The sequence below is a fragment of the Kitasatospora sp. CM 4170 genome, from assembly GCF_032110285.1.
Taxonomy (GTDB): Bacteria; Actinomycetota; Actinomycetes; order Streptomycetales; family Streptomycetaceae; genus Kitasatospora; species Kitasatospora aburaviensis.
In genome coordinates this window covers 4,972,485-4,985,663 of the sequence record NZ_CP134877.1, presented here as the reverse complement: position 1 = coordinate 4,985,663, position 13,179 = coordinate 4,972,485, and the positions used below count along the sequence as shown (strand labels likewise).

The window sequence follows — 13,179 nt, the reverse complement described above, 5'->3', positions numbered from 1 at the left end:
GGGCCCGGGTCCCGGACGCCCCGCGGCGTCAGGACGCCTCGCCCGCCCGGGCGGTGTGCACCGTGACGGCGACGAGGAAGAAGGCGTCCGGACGGGCGAGGATGCCGGCGGGCGCGTCGGGGTCCAGCAGGGCGTCCAGGGTCGCGAGGTCCTCCGCGTCCAGCTGCCCGGTGAGCTGGTCCCGGCGCCGGAGCAGGTGCCCGTGCAGGTGCTCGCGGGCCTGCCGGTCGAGCGGGGCCGGCCACTCGGCCAGGAAGGTCCGGCTGCCGGCCGGGACCAGGCCGGCCTCGGCCAGCATCGCCGGCCAGTCCTCCACCACGGGGGTGGTGTCGGGGAGTTCGGCGCGCATCAGGCTGAACGCGTCCTCGTGGGCCGCGTCCAACCGGGCCTGCAGACCGGGGCGGCCGAGTCCGATGTCCCGCGGCAGGAACCGCAGCGGCAGCCCGCGTTCGGCGACGGCCAGCAGACCGCCGGGGCGCAGCGAGCCGGCCAGCGCGGTCAACGCGGCCTGTTGGTCGCCCAGGTGGTGGACGGCCTGCGAGGACCAGATCAGGTCGGCCGCCCCGAGCAGACCGAAGTCGGCCGGGAGGTCGGCCTGCCGGGTGGCGACCCGACCGGACGAGCGGGCCCGGGCCCGCTCCAGCAGGGCGGCCGACCGGTCGACGGCGACCACCTCGGCGCCCGGGAAGGCGTCCGCCAGCAGGCCCGCGACCACGCCCGGGCCGCTGCCGACGTCCAGCACCCGCTCGACCACGGCGCCGCCCCGCAGCTCGTGCAGCCACCCGGCGGCCCGGGTGAACGCGGGAGCGTGCAGCTCGCCCTCACGCTCCAGGTGGGCGGCGAGGGCGTCCCAGTCCGGTTCGACGCCGGCCGCCCCGCGGCCGCAGGCATGGGTGTGTCCGTGGGCCTGCCCGTGGCCGTGGCCGTGGCCGTCGCGCTGCTCGTGGTTGGTCATGCCGTCCTCCCTCACGGTGGGTGGGGTGCCGCCCGTACCGGCCACCTCCACCGCCAGGCTGCGCCCGCCCCTGCACCAGCGGCAAGCACAGTTGCCACTTCCGCAAAACCGGCCCGACCCGGAGCCCCCGAGCGGCGGGCCTCAGCGCTCCCGGAACTCGGCCTCGAACCCGGGATCCTCCCGGAAACCGCGGCCGAGCAGCGCCGCCCGGCGCCGGGCCCGGTCGGCCCGGTCCGTCACGTGGAACCAGGCCAGCACCCCCGTCGCCAGGACCGCCAGTCCGGCCGGTGCGAAGGCCCACACGGTGTGGGAGTACAGCCAGAGCAGCAACGCGAGCGCGGCCGAGCCGAGGACCGCGTACGAGAGCCCGAGCCGGCTGCCCGGCAGGCTCCGGTGGATCTCCTCGATCTGCGCGGCCGCGTCCCCCTCGCCGCCGCTCCCGGTGAACTCCCCCGGGTCGAAGAAGTAGGGCTCGATGTCGCCCTCCTCCCAGTCCCGCTCCACCCGGACCGCCCGCCGGCGGAAGCCCCGCCGCCGCGGCCCGTCGGGCACCGCGTTGTAGCCGCTGCTCACACGCTCCTCCTCGCGGATCCGGCGTCGCCGGCCCCTCGTGGTCTCGGGTTCAACGGGCCAGCCCACCGGCGAGCAGATCGGCCAGCACCAGCAGCTGCCGGACGTTCTGGTCGCTGAACTCCTGCTGGTCTGGCTCGCTGAAGACGTCGCTCCAGGAGTCCGTCTTCGCGTCCACGGCGAGCACGCCGAGCGGCACGTTCCCCGCCTGCACCCGGACGATCACCACCGCGTCGTCGGCCGGAGTGCCGGGGACGTTGCCCCGGAAGTAGGACTTCGTGCGGGTGCGGCGGAACACCCGGCCGGTGGTGACGACCTTGCGCAGGGCGCCGATGCCGAAGTCACCGGGGCCGATCCGCTCCACGGGGGACGCCGAGTCGAGGGAGCGCCCGCGGCAGGTGAAGGTCGTGGTCGCCGGGTCCCACGAGTAGTAGGCCCCGCGGCAGGAGTGGTGGATCCGCGCGGCGGCCGCCGCGACGGCCTGGTCGAGCCGCCCGCGCTCGGCTCTCGGATCCCCCGAAGCGGCCAGGATGCCGCTGATGTTGGCGGTGAAGGTGGCTCCCGGAGCGAGCGCCGTCACCAGCTCGTTCAGACCGCGGGACGTCTCCCGGGCCAGCGCCTCGACCCGCCCGTGCACCGTCCGCGCGCGCCGTGCCTCCACCGATCCGACCAGCACGGTCAGGCCGGTGGTGGCGATGCCGTAGAGGATGAACTCCACCTGCCGCCCGCTGTTGGAGCCGGCCAGGGTGCTGAAGACGAACGCCCCGGAACCGAACACGAACGCGAAGAACTTCAATGTGCCGTCGACGATCCGCATCCGCTGAGTAGCCGTCACTCGCGCCCCTCGCCCTCGCCCCGCCCCACTGACCGCTCCGCGATCCTAGGCACGCCCGGGGGTGGGCTCAAGGGCTCGTGGCGGAAGGGGGCCGGTGGCGGTGCGGTGCCAGTAGGAGCGGGCGGCGGCGGCCAGGGCGACGCCGTAGACGGCGAAGGCGCCGAGGCCGATCCAGCAGACCAGTAGGACGTCGGCCTCGGTCGGGAAGTCGCCGAGCGGGACCGTCACCAGACCGGTGGTGGCCAGCGCCGCGTAGCCGATGCCGACGAGGCCGTACGGGGCGAGCGTGGCGGCGCCGAGCAGGGCGGGGGTGAGCGGGAGCCAGCGGGGGACGCGGCGCCCGTGCAGGAGCAGGGTCCAGCGCGGGAAGACCTGGCCCCACGGCCGGACCAGGCCCCAGAGCAGGAAGACGCCGAGCGCCGCCAGCAGGGCGGTGGCGTCCACGCCCCAGGACTCCAGGGTGAGCCAGAGGCCGGAGGCGCCGTTGCGTTCGGCGGCGGCCCGCATCTCGGCGCCGCTGACGCCCGCGAAGGTGCCGCCGAACGCCCAGGTCAGTTTCATCCCGACGTAGGGGACGAAGGCCAGGCTCGCGGCGAGTGCGGCCAGTTGGACCGGGCCGGAGGCCGCCGACGGCTGCGGCCGGCCGGTGCGGGCGGCCGCAGCGGCGGCACCGGCAGCCGCGGCACGGGCGTCGGCGGCACCGGCGGTGCGGGCCGGGTGGGCGGTGGCCGCCAGCAGCAGGGCGCCGAGTGCCGACAGGGCGTGCAGGGCCGCGCCGGGACCGCTGTCCACGGCCTGGCTGAAGAGCAGCGTGATCACGTCCATCAGCAGGCCGAACGCCGCCGCGCCGGCCAGGCCGCAGAGCGTCAGCAGGACCGGGCGCAGCACCCCGCGGTGGGCCGGGGCGGCGTGGGCCGAGCGGGACGCGACCGCCCCGGCCGCCGCCGCGGCCGCGCCCACCGCCGCGACCGCCCACCCCAGCCGGTCGGTGCCGAACAGCGGTGTCCCGGTCACCGCGCAGACCGTGCCGAACACCGCGTAGGCGACGCCCCACACGGCCACGCCCGTACCGCTGCCGGTCAGCCCGGTCCGCCCGGTCGCGCCCGGCTGCGCCGTCCGCCCCTCGATCGCTGTCATGCGCCCAAGCTCGCACCGGCCGCCCGCCGGCGCCCTCCCCCGGGGAGGGGAACCCGCTCCCCCGCCCGGGGGACGGCCCCACCGGAAACCCCTTGCGTTGGAGCGCACTCCAACTCCTATGGTCGGAGCCACCGGACGGCCCCGAGCGCTCCCACCGCGCGGGCACCGGCAGCGGCGGCGGACCGCTGCCGACGGGGCTGCCACCGGCGGACTCCGGACCTCGGGCTCCCGGCACCCCGGCTCCCGGCACCGGACTCCACTGAGCAGATTCCTGACTAGGGGGACTTGAACCATGCGATACCGCGTCCTCGGCGGCACCGGCATCGAGGTGAGCGCCTACTGCCTCGGAACCATGATGTTCGGCGCGATCGGCAACCCCGATCACGACGACTGCGCCCGGATCATCCACACCGCACTCGACCAGGGCGTCAACTTCGTCGACACCGCCGACATGTACTCGGCGGGCGAGTCCGAGGAGATCGTTGGCAAGGCGCTGCAGAGCCGCGGCAACCGCGACGACGTGGTGCTCGCGACCAAGGTGCACTTCCCGATGGGCGACGGCCGCAACCGCGGCGGCAACTCGCGGCGCTGGATCGTCCAGGAGGTGGAGGAGAGCCTGCGCCGGCTGCGCACCGACCGGATCGACCTCTACCAGGTGCACCGGCCCGACCACCGCACCGACATCGAGGAGACCCTCGGCGTGCTCGGGGACCTCGTCCGGGCCGGCAAGATCCGCGCCTTCGGCTGCTCGACCTTCCCCGCCGAACAGCTCGTCGAGGCCCACCACGTCGCCGAGAAGCGCGGCCTGCCGCGCTTCCGTACCGAGCAGCCGCCCTACTCGCTGCTCGCCCGGGGCATCGAGCGGGACGTGCTGCCGGTCGTCCAGCGGCTCGGGATGGGCGCGCTGACGTGGAGTCCGCTCGCCTCCGGCTTCCTCACCGGCCGCTACCGCAAGGGCCGCCCGATCGACCTCGGCACCGGCCGGGCCGCGCTGCACCCGGCCCGCTTCGACCCGGCGCTCCCCGGCACGGCCGCCAAGCTGGACGCGGTCGAGGGACTGGCCGCGATCGCCGAGGACCTCGGCCGCACCCTGCCCGAGCTGGCCCTGGCCTTCCCACTGGCGCACCCGGCGGTCACCTCGGTGATCATCGGCCCGCGCACCGCCGAGCAGCTGGCGGCCGCGCTCAAGGGCGCCGACCTGGTCCTCGACGACGCGGTGCTCGACCGCATCGACGCCGTCGTCCCGCCCGGCACCAACGTCTACCACCCGGACGGCGTCTGGCAGCCGCCCGCGCTGAACGACCCGGCCCTGCGCCGCCGCCCGGTCACCGACCGCGCCGCCGGCGACCCGGTGGTCGGGGAGACCGCCGCCGGGGAGACCGCGGCCGGCTGACGCGCCGGGGACGACCGGGGCGGCCGGGCGGCGGGGAGGCCGCGGCCGGGCCGCCGCCCGCCCGGCTACCGCCGCAGCAGGTCGACCACGCCCACGAGGTCCTCCTCCCCGCTGCCCGCGGCGAGCCGGCGCCGCATCAGCCGGAAGTACGGCTCCAGCAGCTCGGCGCTGACGCCCTGCTCCTCGGCGGTGCGCATGAAGGTCGGTGTGCCCGCCACCTGCATGGCGAGGTTGGAGACCACGCCGCTGGTGTAGTCGCCGCTCTCCAGCTGTTCGGCGGTCTTCGCCACCGACCCGGACATCGCCGTGAGCCAGGACGACAGCAGCGGGGCCAGCTCGGTCGGCGCGACCTTCTCCTCGCCGATCAGCGCGAAGGCGTGCGCGACCCCGGCGAACATCCCGTACATCGCGCTCAGCAGCGCCACGTCGTACAGCGCCGCGAAGCCCGGGTCCTCGCCGACCCAGGTGGTGCCGGCCGGGACGGCCAGGGTGTCGCGGTGCTCGGCGAACAGCCCGGGCGAGCCGCTGTAGAAGACGTACGGCCCCGCCGCCGGGATGCCGATCATCGGCGGGACGGCCATGATCCCGCCGTCGAGGTAGCGGGCGCCGCGCTCGCGGACCCACTCGGCCCGCGCCCGCGCCTGGGCGGGGGTGCTGGTGACGAGGTTGACCACGTCCCGGCCGGCCAGGGAGGCGCCGTCGAGCGCCTGCGCCACGGACGCGTCGTCGAGCAGGCAGACCACCACCAGCCGGCCGGCCGCGACCGCCTCGGCGGCCGTGGCGGCGACGGCGGCGCCCAGGGCGGCGAGCGGCTCGGCCCGGGCCGGGGTGCGGTTCCAGACGGTCAGCGGGTGGCCGGCGGCCAGCCAGGTCCGGGCCAGGGCGGCGCCCATCGCGCCGAGTCCGAGCAGGGTGACGGGGGTCTTCGCAGCGTGGTCAACGGTGTTCTCTGCCATGCCGATCAGCCTCGCCGCGGCCCGACCGGCCATCAAGTACCCACTTCGGAGTGGGTGGTTACCCTGGGGTGAGCGAGCAGGTCGGGAGGGTGGGGCATGGCGACGGTGCCGAGGCCGGGTGCGTACGTCTGCGGGATCGACGCCGCGATGGACGTCATCGGCGGCAAGTGGAAGGTGCTGATCCTGTGGGCGCTCGGGGAGCGGCCGGGCTGCCGCTTCGGCGAACTGCGGCGCCTGGTGCCGGGCATCACCGAGAAGGTGCTCGCCGCCCACCTGCGCGAGCTGGAGGCGGACGGCATCGTGCACCGCGAGGCGTACGACGAGGTGCCGCCGCGCGTGGAGTACACGCTGACGGGGGCCGGCCGGCAGCTCAACGAGGCGCTGGCCCCGCTGGGCGCCTGGGGCCGCGCGCACGTACGCGGCGTACCTGCGCACCCGGCCGAGGCCCGGGGCGCGGCGGCACGGGCCGCGGCGCCCCGGGCCGCGGAGGCGTAGCGCGCCCGGCCGGGCCGGACGCGCCGCCCGGGCCGGCTCAGGCGATCGAGGCCGCCACGATCGCCGCCACCGCGAGGTTGCAGCTGGCCGACACCCAGACCGCGGGGTGCGGCTCGGGGTCGACCAGGATGGCACCGAGCTTGCCCGGCGTCAGCAGGTCCACCACCCAGAACGCGACCGCCATCAGCACCAGTCCGAGCAGGCCGAAGCAGGCGGTGGAGACCAGGCCCTTCCCGAAGTCCTCGTAGGTGTAGAGGATCGCGGTGAAGACGATGCCCCCGATGCCGAGCAGCGCCGAGCTGAGCAGCACGGCGGCGTTGCGGTTGCGCTCGGTCCAGATCTGGTGGCCGAGCTTGCCCGGCGTCAGCACGTCCACCAGGACGATGCCGAGGAGCAGCAGCACCACGCCGACGGCGCCGAAGGCGGCGGCCGCACCGAGGCCGTGCAGGATGTCGTTCATGGGTGTCTGACCCCCCGGGTCCAACGGTCAAGGATCGGCAAAAGATATCCCATGCCCCCCGGATCCGGTCAGGGGACCGGGGCCCCTGCCGTACCATCCCACCCCACGCGTACCATCGAGCGCCATGACGCCGCCACCGCCCGCCACCACGGCCACCCGGGCCACCCCGACCGCCGCGACCACCGCCGGAGCCGGCGATCCGGCGCCGCTGGCCCGCCGCCGCTCGGGATTCGTCACCCTCGGCATGGTCGGCACCCTCGCCCTGGCCCTCTCCGGCTGCGCCTCCTCCGGCGGCGGCAATCCGCCGAGCCGCTGCGTCGACCCCTCCACGCTGAAGGTGCTGGACAGCCACTCCTGCACGGGCGGCGGCACGAGCGCGGCGGCCGGCCGCTGGTACTACTGCGGCTCCGGCGGCACCACCGCGATCGGCGGCACCTTCGACAAGGCCGCGACCAAGCGCGGCGGCTTCGGCTGCCCGTCCGGCTCCAGCGGCTCGGGCGGGGGCTGACCGCGATGCGCCGACGCACCGTCCCGCCGCGCCCGGACTGGCTGGCCACGGTCGAGTCCCAGGGCCTGATCTACGCCATGTGCTCGGACCCGTGCAACCAGGGCGGCCCGCACGCCTACTGGGACGAGAGCGCGTACTACGAGTTCTCGCTGCCCGAGGTGGAGGCGCTGGAGGAGGTGGTCGAGGAGCTGCACGGGATGTGCCTGGCCGCCGCCGACCACGTGGTCCGCACCGGCCGCTTCGCCGACTACGGCATCACCGACCCCCGGCTGGCCGCGGCGGTCGCCGAGTCCTGGCGGCGGCGCGCCGAACAGCCCTCCCTCTACGGACGGTTCGACCTCGCGTACGACGGCACCGGCCCGGCCAAGCTGTTCGAGTACAACGCCGACACCCCGACCTCGCTCATCGAGGCGGCCGGTCCGCAGTGGTTCTGGATGGAGGAGCGGTTCCCGCACGCCGACCAGTGGAACTCGCTGCACGAGCGGCTGGTGGAGTCCTGGGCGCGGCAGAAGCACCTGCTGCCGCCCGGCCCGGTGCACTTCGCGCACTCGCGCGGCGACACCGAGGGCGAGGACTGGATGACCACCCTCTACCTCCAGGAGTGCGCCGAGCAGGCCGGCATCGAGACGGTCGGCATCGCCATGGAGGACATCGGCTGGGACGGCCTCTCCGGCCGCTTCGTCGACCTCGAACACCGCTTCGTCCGCGCCGCGTTCAAGCTGTACCCGTGGGAGTGGCTGGCCTCGGACGAGTTCGGCGAGCAACTGCTGGACGTCCTCGACCACGGCGGCCGGACCGGCTCCACCCTGTGGATCGAGCCGGCCTGGAAGATGCTGCTCTCCAACAAGGCGCTGCTGGCGGTGCTCTGGGAGCTCTACCCCGGCCACCCCAACCTGCTGCCCGCCTACCTGGACGGCCCGCGCGAACTCGCCGACCCGGGCGGCCCCGGCTACGCGGCCAAGCCGCTGCTCGGCCGCGAGGGCGCGGGCGTCCGGATCGTCGAGCCGGGCGGCCGGGAGACCCGGCTCGCCGACTGGGCCGGCGACCCGGACCGCTACGGCGCCGAGGGCCACTGCTACCAGCAGCTCCACCCGCTGCCCGACTTCGACGGCAACCGCCCGGTGCTCGGCACGTGGGTGGTCGACGGCGAGGCGGCGGGCCTGGGCATCCGCGAGACGGACGACAGCCCGATCACCCACCAGGGTGCCCGCTTCCTGCCGCACATCATCGTCTGAGGCCGGGGTGCCGGGGGGGCCGGGGGCCGGGGCCCGGGGCACCGCCTCCGGCGCCCCACCGGGGTCAGTCCTCCTCGGCCAGGTGGTCCACGCAGGCGGCGACCGCCAGCAGTAGCGCCGTGTCGGCCCCGTCCGCGATCTCCACCCCGTAGCTGTCCCGGATCCGGAACCACTTACGGGAGATCCGGGCGAGCTCGGCTCCGTGCTCGTCCTCGATCCGGTAGTCCTTGTCGATCAGGTCCCCGTGGATCTCCAGCTCGCCGCCGCCGGCCAGCTCCACCCGGTACTTGTCGCGGAACGGCGTGAACAGCTTCTCCCGCACGGTGGCCACGGTGTCGCCGTCGGCGTTCTCGATCCGCATCGCGTCCCGGACGGTGAAGGCCTTCTCCCGCACCACCGCGACCACCCGGCCGTCGGCGTCCTTCAGCTCGAAGGTGTGCCGCAGCCGCAGCACCTTGCCGTCCACCAGGAACGCCTTGTTCCCGCGCTCGTCCTCGATCCAGTAGTCGTCGCCGATCGCGAACAGCTTCTCCCTGACCAGGTACCGCACAGTGCCTCCTCGGGCGTGGACGTGCCCCCGCCCGCCATTCGACCCGATCCACCCCGATCCGGGAAGCACCGCCGCGCGCGTCAGCTACGGGCGGGCCGCCTTGATGCGGGTATGGCCGGAGACCTCGACGAGTTGCCCGATGTCTCCGAGATCGTCGGTGAGGATCGGCGCGTCGAGATGCTCGATGGCTGCCACGACGACACTCGCGTCCACCACGTCGCGGCTGCCCGCACGGTGACAGAGTTCGGCTGCCGCCTTGGCCCGCTCCTCTGTCAGTGCAAGGACCTCACAGCCCCGCAGCACCCGGTGGAGGACCGCCGAGGACGGCCTGGCGCTCCACACCTGAGCCAGGACGCCCGCTGGCACCAACGGCCGGACACGGGCGGAGAGAAAGGTCTCGTGCAGGGCCACGAAAGCCCGGTCGTTCTTCTCCGCGGCGATCAATGCCCCGGAGTCATAGACGATCGCGTTCACGCGCTTTGCCGCTCCGATGTGGCGGTCCAGCCCATCAGCTCGTCGACCCGTTCTGAAGCGGCTCGGCGCTCCTCGGTGGTGAAAGCCCCGTACTCGTGCTGGTACTCGGCCATGGCCGCCAAGCCGTCCAGTCGACGTTCCTCATTGGTGAAGTAGTCCACCAGGGCGTGAGTCACCACGGTGGAGATCTGCTCTTGGCGCTGCGCGGCGACGGCCCGCAGTCTCGCCCCGAGCTCCTCTTCGAGGCTGATGCTCAGCTTGGCCTTCTCACTCATATTCCAACCGTAATACAGCCCCGGACCGCGGTCCACCCACTTCACTCGGAATGCTGACCCGAATCGTGGGGTTGGATGTGTCCATGGCTTCTCGTGCACGTGTCCGCGCCCCTGAACTGGTCGGCGCCGGTGGATGGCTCAACACCGGCGGCAAGAACCTCACCCTTGCCGACCTTCGAGGTCGCATTTTGGTACTGGACTTCTGGACGTTCTGCTGCATCAACTGCCTGCACGTCCTGGACGAGCTGCGCGAGCTGGAGGAGAAGCACCGCGACACCGTGGTGATCGTCGGCGTCCACTCGCCCAAGTTCGTCCACGAGGCCGACCACCAGGCCGTGGTGGACGCCGTGGCGCGGTACGAGGTGCACCACCCGGTGCTGGACGACCCGGCACTGGCGACCTGGAAGCAGTACGCGGTGCGGGCCTGGCCGACGCTGGTGGTGATCGACCCGGAGGGCTACGTGGTCGCCCAGCACGCCGGCGAGGGGCACGCGCACGCGATCGCCCGGCTGGTGGAGGAGCTGGAGGCCGAGCACGCCGCCAAGGGCACGCTGCGGCGCGGCGACGGCCCGTACGTGGCTCCGGAGCCCACCGCGGGCGACCTCAAGTTCCCCGGCAAGGCCGTCCGGCTGCCGAACGGGCACTTCCTGGTCGCCGACTCCGGCCACCACTCGCTGGTCGAGCTGGCCGAGGACGGCGAGACCGTCGTCCGCCGGATCGGCGACGGCGTGCGCGGCCTGGTCGACGGCACCAGCCCGCGGTTCAGCGAGCCGCAGGGCCTGGTCCTGGTGCCGGCCGGCGCCGGACTCGACCACGACGTGATCGTGGCCGACACCGTCAACCACGCGCTGCGCGGCGTCCGGCTGAGCGACGGCCGCACCACCACCCTGGCCGGCACCGGCCGGCAGTGGTGGCAGGGCTCGGCCACCGAGGGGCCGGCCCGCGAGGTGGACCTCTCCTCGCCCTGGGACGTCGCGTGGTTCGACGGCAGGGTCTGGATCGCCATGGCCGGCGTCCACCAGCTCTGGGCCTTCGACCCCGCCGCCGGCACCGTCGCGGTCGCCGCCGGCACCACCAACGAGGGCCTGGTCGACGGCCCGGTCGACGAGGCGTGGTTCGCCCAGCCGTCCGGCCTCGCCGTCTCGGCGGACGGCGAGCGGCTCTGGGTGGCCGACTCGGAGACCTCCGCGCTGCGGTGGGTTTCACGTGAAACCAGGACCGTCCACAGCGCCGTCGGCACCGGTCTGTTCGACTTCGGCCACCGGGACGGCGCCGCCGACCAGGCGCTGCTCCAGCACCCGCTGGGCGTCACCGTGCTGCCCGACGGCTCGGTGGCCGTCAGCGACACCTACAACCACGCGCTGCGCCGCTTCGACCCGGCGAGCGGCGAGGTGACCACGCTGGCCACCGACCTGCGCGAGCCCTCCGGCGCCCTGCTGGTGGACGACGACATCGTGGTGGTGGAGTCGGCCCGCCACCGGCTGACCAGGCTGCGGCTGCCCGAGGAGGCCGTCCGGGTCAAGTCGGTCGCGCACCGCACCCAGCGGGCCGCCACCGAGGTCGCACCCGGCGCGTTCACGCTGGACGTGGTCTTCCGGGCGCCCACCGGCCAGAAGCTGGACGAGCGCTACGGCCCCTCCACCCGGCTGCTGGTCAGCTCCACCCCGCCCGAGCTGCTGGTCTCCGGCGCGGGCGCCGACACGGCGCTCACCCGCGAGCTGGTGCTCTCCGACGAGGTGGCCGAGGGCGTGCTGCACGTCTCGGCGATGGCCGCGTCCTGCGACGACGACCCGGAGATCGAGTACCCGTCCTGCCACGTCCACCAGCAGGACTGGGGCGTGCCGGTGAAGCTGGTCGCCGACGGCGCGAGCCGGCTGCCGCTGGTCCTGGCCGGCATGGAGTAGGCACCGGACGAAGCACGTCGAAGGGCCCGGCGGAGGTTCTCCCCTCCGCCGGGCCCTTCGGCACGGAGCGTCCGGCGCCGTCAGCCCTCCAGGAAGGCCTTGATCGCGCTCGCCAGCAGGTACGGGTCCTCCGCGCCGCACAGCTCGCGGGCCGAGTGCATGGAGAGCGCGGCGATGCCGCAGTCCACCGTGGCGATCCCCAGCCGCGCCGCGGTGATCGGGCCGATCGTGGTACCGCAGGGCATGGCGTTGTTGGAGACGAAGGTCTGCCACGGCACGCCGGCCTTCTCGCAGGCCGCCGCGAACACCGCCCGGCCGACGCCGTCGGTGGCGTACCGGTTGTTGACGTTGACCTTCAGGATCGGGCCGCCGTTGGGCATCGGGTGGTGCCCCGGCTCGTGCCGCTCGCTGTAGTTGGGGTGGACGGCGTGGCCCATGTCGGAGGAGAGGCAGACGGTGCCGGCCAGCGCCCGGGCGCGGTCCTCGCGGCTGCCGCCGCGGGCGTGCACGGTGCGCTCCAGCACGTTGCCGAGCAGCGGGCTCTGGGCGCCGGTGTCGGACTCGCTGCCGGTCTCCTCGTGGTCGAAGGCGGCGAGCACCGGGATGTACGGCAGCTCGGCACCGGCGGCCGCGGCGGTGGCGACGGCGGCCAGCGCGGCGGTGGCGGCGTGCACCGAGAGCAGGTTGTCCAGCCGCGGACCGGCCAGCAGCTCGCGGTCCCGGCCGAGGTAGGAGGCGGGCTGCACGTCGTGGGTCATCAGGTCCCAGCCGGCCACGTCGGCGGCCTCGACGCCGGCGCGCTGCGCGACGTACGCGATCAGGCCGCCCTCGTCGACCGGGCCGAGGCCCCAGATCGGGGTGAGGTGGCGCTGCTTGTCGAGCTTCATGCCCTCGTTGACCTGGCGGTCCAGGTGGATGGCCAGCTGCGGCACCCGCAGCAGCGGTTCGTCCAGCTGCACCAGCCGCACGCTGCCGTCCCGCAGCGCCAGCCGCCCGGAGAGGCCGAGGTCGCGGTCGAGCCAGGTGTTCAGCGGCACGCCGCCGTAGATCTCCACCGCGACCTGCCGCCAGCCCGCCGCGCCGGTGTCCGGCAGCGGCTTGACCCGCAGGTTGGGCGAGTCGGTGTGGGTGCCGACCACCCGGAACGGCGTCTCCGGCCCGGCGCCCTCCGGCACGTACCAGGCGATCAGCGCGCCGCCGCGGACCAGGTACCGGCCCCCGGCCGAGGCGTCCCAGGCGTCCGTTTCGGCGACCTGCCGGAAGCCCGCCTTCTCCAGCCGCTCCGCGGCGCTGGCGACCGCGTGGTACGGCGACGGTGAGGTACCGAGGAAGGCGATCAGATCATCGGTGTGCTTCCGGTCGAAGTAGGCCTGACGGGCGGCGGTCGACATGCTGCTCCTGAGTCGAGGGAGGGCCGGAGCCGGATGGGGGG

The 13,179-nt window shown here is 74.3% G+C and carries 15 protein-coding genes; 5 read left to right on the top strand and 10 right to left on the bottom strand.

Annotation, left to right across the window (positions count from 1 at the left end):
- Positions 1-28: 28 nt before the first annotated feature.
- The 4 genes from RMN57_RS21220 to RMN57_RS21205 form a co-directional block, all read right to left on the bottom strand.
- Entirely contained in the window at positions 29-955 is a 927-nt protein-coding gene (locus RMN57_RS21220) for a class I SAM-dependent methyltransferase (RefSeq protein WP_313764929.1), read from the bottom strand.
- 141 nt (positions 956-1,096) lie between these two features.
- Positions 1,097-1,528 (bottom strand): hypothetical protein, encoded by a 432-nt coding sequence (locus RMN57_RS21215; RefSeq protein WP_313764928.1) that lies wholly within the window; start codon positions 1,526-1,528, stop codon positions 1,097-1,099.
- A 49-nt stretch (positions 1,529-1,577) separates the two neighbouring features.
- Positions 1,578-2,360 carry a hypothetical protein gene (locus RMN57_RS21210; protein ID WP_313764927.1) on the bottom strand — a complete coding sequence of 261 codons (783 nt, stop codon included), beginning with the start codon at positions 2,358-2,360 and terminating at the stop codon, positions 1,578-1,580.
- Positions 2,361-2,405: 45 nt separating this feature from the next.
- Positions 2,406-3,497, bottom strand: a complete 1,092-nt coding sequence (locus RMN57_RS21205; protein WP_313764926.1) for a hypothetical protein — start codon at positions 3,495-3,497, stop codon at positions 2,406-2,408.
- Between the two features lie 292 nt (positions 3,498-3,789).
- On the opposite strand from RMN57_RS21205, the gene RMN57_RS21200 reads away from it, so the two are divergent.
- On the top strand, positions 3,790-4,890 hold the full coding sequence (locus RMN57_RS21200; RefSeq protein ID WP_313764925.1) for an aldo/keto reductase: 1,101 nt from the start codon (positions 3,790-3,792) through the stop codon (positions 4,888-4,890).
- A 65-nt stretch (positions 4,891-4,955) separates the two neighbouring features.
- Here RMN57_RS21200 and RMN57_RS21195 read toward each other — a convergent pair whose 3' ends face one another.
- Entirely contained in the window at positions 4,956-5,846 is an 891-nt protein-coding gene (locus RMN57_RS21195; RefSeq protein WP_313764924.1) for an NAD(P)-binding domain-containing protein, read from the bottom strand.
- Positions 5,847-5,942: 96 nt separating this feature from the next.
- Between RMN57_RS21195 and RMN57_RS21190 the strand changes: the two genes are divergently transcribed.
- Positions 5,943-6,341 carry a helix-turn-helix domain-containing protein gene (locus RMN57_RS21190; protein WP_313764923.1) on the top strand — a complete coding sequence of 133 codons (399 nt, stop codon included), beginning with the start codon at positions 5,943-5,945 and terminating at the stop codon, positions 6,339-6,341.
- 37 nt (positions 6,342-6,378) lie between these two features.
- Here RMN57_RS21190 and RMN57_RS21185 read toward each other — a convergent pair whose 3' ends face one another.
- Entirely contained in the window at positions 6,379-6,801 is a 423-nt protein-coding gene (locus RMN57_RS21185; RefSeq protein WP_313764922.1) for a DUF350 domain-containing protein, read from the bottom strand.
- A 124-nt stretch (positions 6,802-6,925) separates the two neighbouring features.
- On the opposite strand from RMN57_RS21185, the gene RMN57_RS21180 reads away from it, so the two are divergent.
- Together RMN57_RS21180 and RMN57_RS21175 are read left to right on the top strand one after the other, a co-directional pair.
- Complete coding sequence (locus RMN57_RS21180; RefSeq protein WP_313764921.1) at positions 6,926-7,309, top strand: hypothetical protein; 384 nt, start codon at positions 6,926-6,928, stop codon at positions 7,307-7,309.
- A gap of 5 nt (positions 7,310-7,314) precedes the next feature.
- Positions 7,315-8,544 carry a glutathionylspermidine synthase family protein gene (locus RMN57_RS21175; protein WP_313764920.1) on the top strand — a complete coding sequence of 410 codons (1,230 nt, stop codon included), beginning with the start codon at positions 7,315-7,317 and terminating at the stop codon, positions 8,542-8,544.
- A gap of 64 nt (positions 8,545-8,608) precedes the next feature.
- On the opposite strand, the gene RMN57_RS21170 is transcribed toward RMN57_RS21175, so the two are convergent.
- The 3 genes from RMN57_RS21170 to RMN57_RS21160 form a co-directional block, all read right to left on the bottom strand.
- Positions 8,609-9,094, bottom strand: a complete 486-nt coding sequence (locus RMN57_RS21170) for an LURP-one-related family protein (RefSeq protein WP_313764919.1) — start codon at positions 9,092-9,094, stop codon at positions 8,609-8,611.
- Positions 9,095-9,178: 84 nt separating this feature from the next.
- Positions 9,179-9,568 (bottom strand): twitching motility protein PilT, encoded by a 390-nt coding sequence (locus tag RMN57_RS21165; protein ID WP_313764918.1) that lies wholly within the window; start codon positions 9,566-9,568, stop codon positions 9,179-9,181.
- Positions 9,565-9,843 carry a hypothetical protein gene (locus tag RMN57_RS21160; RefSeq protein WP_313764917.1) on the bottom strand — a complete coding sequence of 93 codons (279 nt, stop codon included), beginning with the start codon at positions 9,841-9,843 and terminating at the stop codon, positions 9,565-9,567. Before RMN57_RS21160 ends, RMN57_RS21165 begins: the two co-directional genes overlap by 4 nt.
- A gap of 83 nt (positions 9,844-9,926) precedes the next feature.
- Between RMN57_RS21160 and RMN57_RS21155 the strand changes: the two genes are divergently transcribed.
- On the top strand, positions 9,927-11,747 hold the full coding sequence (locus RMN57_RS21155) for an NHL domain-containing thioredoxin family protein (protein ID WP_313764916.1): 1,821 nt from the start codon (positions 9,927-9,929) through the stop codon (positions 11,745-11,747).
- A gap of 80 nt (positions 11,748-11,827) precedes the next feature.
- Here RMN57_RS21155 and RMN57_RS21150 read toward each other — a convergent pair whose 3' ends face one another.
- Entirely contained in the window at positions 11,828-13,138 is a 1,311-nt protein-coding gene (locus RMN57_RS21150; protein WP_313764915.1) for a M18 family aminopeptidase, read from the bottom strand.
- Between the last annotated feature and the right edge of the window lie 41 nt (positions 13,139-13,179).

Bases quoted from the DNA above. Each gene is read 5' to 3' on its own strand.
- RMN57_RS21220 (WP_313764929.1), bottom strand. From the start codon at position 955: ATGACCAACCACGAGCAGCGCGACGGCCACGGCCACGGCCACGGGCAG.
- RMN57_RS21205 (WP_313764926.1), bottom strand. From the start codon at position 3,497: ATGACAGCGATCGAGGGGCGGACGGCGCAGCCGGGCGCGACCGGGCGG.
- RMN57_RS21200 (WP_313764925.1), top strand. From the start codon at position 3,790: ATGCGATACCGCGTCCTCGGCGGCACCGGCATCGAGGTGAGCGCCTAC.
- RMN57_RS21195 (WP_313764924.1), bottom strand. From the start codon at position 5,846: ATGGCAGAGAACACCGTTGACCACGCTGCGAAGACCCCCGTCACCCTG.
- RMN57_RS21190 (WP_313764923.1), top strand. From the start codon at position 5,943: ATGGCGACGGTGCCGAGGCCGGGTGCGTACGTCTGCGGGATCGACGCC.
- RMN57_RS21185 (WP_313764922.1), bottom strand. From the start codon at position 6,801: ATGAACGACATCCTGCACGGCCTCGGTGCGGCCGCCGCCTTCGGCGCC.
- RMN57_RS21180 (WP_313764921.1), top strand. From the start codon at position 6,926: ATGACGCCGCCACCGCCCGCCACCACGGCCACCCGGGCCACCCCGACC.
- RMN57_RS21175 (WP_313764920.1), top strand. From the start codon at position 7,315: ATGCGCCGACGCACCGTCCCGCCGCGCCCGGACTGGCTGGCCACGGTC.
- RMN57_RS21160 (WP_313764917.1), bottom strand. From the start codon at position 9,843: ATGAGTGAGAAGGCCAAGCTGAGCATCAGCCTCGAAGAGGAGCTCGGG.
- RMN57_RS21155 (WP_313764916.1), top strand. From the start codon at position 9,927: ATGGCTTCTCGTGCACGTGTCCGCGCCCCTGAACTGGTCGGCGCCGGT.
- RMN57_RS21150 (WP_313764915.1), bottom strand. From the start codon at position 13,138: ATGTCGACCGCCGCCCGTCAGGCCTACTTCGACCGGAAGCACACCGAT.